Annotated in this window: 2 pseudogenes; both read right to left on the reverse strand. The window is 80.5% G+C overall.

Annotation, left to right across the window (positions count from 1 at the left end):
• Window positions 1-398: pseudogene (locus tag ABEB16_RS16125) on the reverse strand (hypothetical protein); the annotation flags it as partial.
• Between the two features lie 26 nt (window positions 399-424).
• Window positions 425-943, reverse strand: a pseudogene (locus ABEB16_RS16130) (hypothetical protein); the annotation flags it as partial.

Below are 943 nucleotides of genomic sequence, written 5' to 3' on the forward strand. Positions count from 1 at the left end.
GCCGCCAGCAGCACCGCGACCGGCACCCCGATCACGAGCAGCGCCCCGGCCGCGCCGCCCGCGGCGACGTGCAGCACGAGCAGCAGCGACGTGCGGGCCCGCTGCCGCCACGTCGTCGCCGGCTGCGGGCGCTGCGGGACACCGCCGGTGAGCAGCGCCGCCACCGCCGCACCCTCCACCGAGCGCACCTCGCCCATCGTCCCGACGAGCGCGACGGGGACCAGCAGGACCACGACGCCGGTGACGGCGGCGGCCGGCCCGGGCAGCGCCCGGGACAGCAGCTGCAGCGGCCACGCGGCGACGGCGACGAACGCCAGCGCGAGCGCGGCGCCCAGCAGCAGGTAGACCCAGCGGTGCGCCCACGCGCGCACCGCCGGGTTCCCTGCCGTCCGGGTCACCGCGCCATCCTGGCAGCGCGCGGCGCTCAGGGAACCGGCTGCGGCCGCACCGGCAGCGGCGCGGCGCCCTGCCCGCAGCGGCCGCAGCCGCCGCGGCGGCGGTAGGCGTACGCGACGACGGCGGCACCCAGGGCCAGTCCCCACGGCAGCGTGGGGAAGAGCAGCAGGAACGAGGCCTCCAGCCAGCCGCCCCCGAGCAGACCGTCGACGCCTGCGCCCAGGAAGGCGGGGGTGGAGGCGAGCAGGACCGCCGCGACGGCGCCGCCGAGGGCGACGGGCAGCCGCCAGGGCACCGGGCGCCCGCGCAGCCCGGGGATCCAGCCGGGCCACACCTCGCCCCAGGGCCGGACCAGGCCGATCGTGAGGACGGAGCCGCCGACGGCGGCGGCCCCGAGGGAGAGGCCGAACAGTCGGGTGGCCGGGTCGAGGCCCTCGGGCGCCCCGAGCGGCCAGGGGGTGAGCCAGGTGGCGCGCAGCAGCGCGTACGGCAGCGGGCAGGCGGCGGCGACGAGGGTCGCCACCCGGCCCCAGCGCAGCGCGGCGGC

The sequence above is a fragment of the Kineococcus glutinatus genome, from assembly GCF_039542765.1.
In the GTDB taxonomy this organism is placed as follows: Bacteria; Actinomycetota; Actinomycetes; order Actinomycetales; family Kineococcaceae; genus Kineococcus_A; species Kineococcus_A glutinatus.